We start from the raw sequence: 1,586 nt of genomic DNA, 5'->3' as shown, positions 1-1,586 counted from the left end.
GATGCCGCTCACGCGGATCACCCCGAGGTTCCGACCTTCTGGCGCCGGTGGTTCTATTCCACGAACCACAAGGATATCGGCACTCTCTACTTCATCTTCGGCTTCACGGCGGGTCTCGTCGGCGCGTTCCTGTCGATCGCGATGCGCCTGGAGCTGCAGGAACCCGGATTGCAGTATTTCTCCAATCCGCAGGCCTTCAACGTCTTCGTGACGGGCCACGGCCTCATCATGGTGTTCTTCATGGTGATGCCCACCCTGATCGGCGGGTTTGGCAACTGGTTCGTGCCGCTGATGATCGGCGCGCCGGACATGGCCTTCCCGCGCATGAACAACATCTCGTTCTGGCTCACGGTCTCGGCCTTCGGCCTGATGCTCTGCTCGCTCTTCGTCGAAGGCGCGCCGGGTTCGCTAGGCTTCGGCGGCGGCTGGACGGTCTATCCGCCGCTCTCGACCGTCGGTCACCCCGGCCCGGCGCTCGATTTCGGCATCCTGGCCCTGCACCTTGCCGGTGCGGCCTCGATCCTGGGCGCGATCAACTTCATCACCACCATCCTGAACATGCGCGCTCCGGGCATGACGCTGCACAAGATGCCGCTCTTCGCCTGGGCCATGCTGGTCACCGCCTTCCTGCTGCTGTTGTCGCTCCCGGTTCTCGCCGGCGCGATCACGATGCTCTTGACCGACCGTAACTTCGGCACCACCTTCTTCGATCCGTCGGGCGGCGGCGATCCGATCCTGTACCAGCACCTGTTCTGGTTCTTCGGCCATCCCGAAGTGTACATCATGATCCTGCCGGCCTTCGGCATCGTCAGCCACATCATCTCGACCTTCTCCAAGAAGCCGATCTTCGGCTATCTCGGCATGGCCTATGCCATGGTGGCGATCGGCGTCGTCGGCTTCGTCGTGTGGGCGCACCACATGTACACGGTCGGCCTCTCGCTCCAGACCCAGGCCTATTTCGTGTTCGCCACCATGGTGATCGCGGTGCCGACGGGCGTGAAGATCTTCTCGTGGATCGCCACCATGTGGGGCGGCTCGATCCGCTTCACCGCGGCGATGCACTGGGCCGTCGGCTTCGTCTTCCTGTTCACGGTCGGCGGCGTCACCGGCGTGGTGCTGGCCAATGCGGGCGTCGACCGCTACATGCACGACACCTATTACGTGGTCGCCCACTTCCACTACGTGCTCTCGCTCGGCGCCGTGTTCGTGATCTTCGCCGGCATGTACTACTGGTTCCCGAAGATCACCGGCTACATGATCCCGGAATGGATCGGCAAGCTGCACTTCTGGATCGCCTTCATCGGCTCCAACGTGCTGTTCTTCCCGATGCACTTCCTCGGCCTCTCGGGCATGCCGCGCCGCTATGCGGATTATCCGGATGCCTTCGCCGGCTGGAACAAGGTGTCGTCGATCGGCTCCTACATCTTCGCCTTCGGTCTTCTCGTCTTCATCTTCGGCGTTATCTATGCCTTCATCCGCAAGGAGCGGGCTGGCGCCAATCCGTGGGGCGAAGGAGCGACGACGTTGGAATGGACGCTGCCGTCGCCGCCGCCCTTCCACCAGTTCGAGACCCTGCCGCGCATCGC

Annotated in this window: 1 protein-coding gene; it reads left to right on the top strand. The window is 63.0% G+C overall.

The features are described from left to right. The coding region (gene ctaD, locus AB4Y97_RS20935; protein ID WP_442000964.1) for a cytochrome c oxidase subunit I at positions 1–1,586 on the top strand (1,586 nt) is incomplete at both ends.

This window comes from Microvirga sp. 2TAF3 (assembly GCF_052114965.1).
Taxonomy (GTDB): domain Bacteria; phylum Pseudomonadota; class Alphaproteobacteria; order Rhizobiales; family Beijerinckiaceae; genus Microvirga.
The sequence above is the reverse complement of the archived record's forward strand: the minus strand, read 5'-3'. Positions and strand labels throughout refer to the sequence as shown.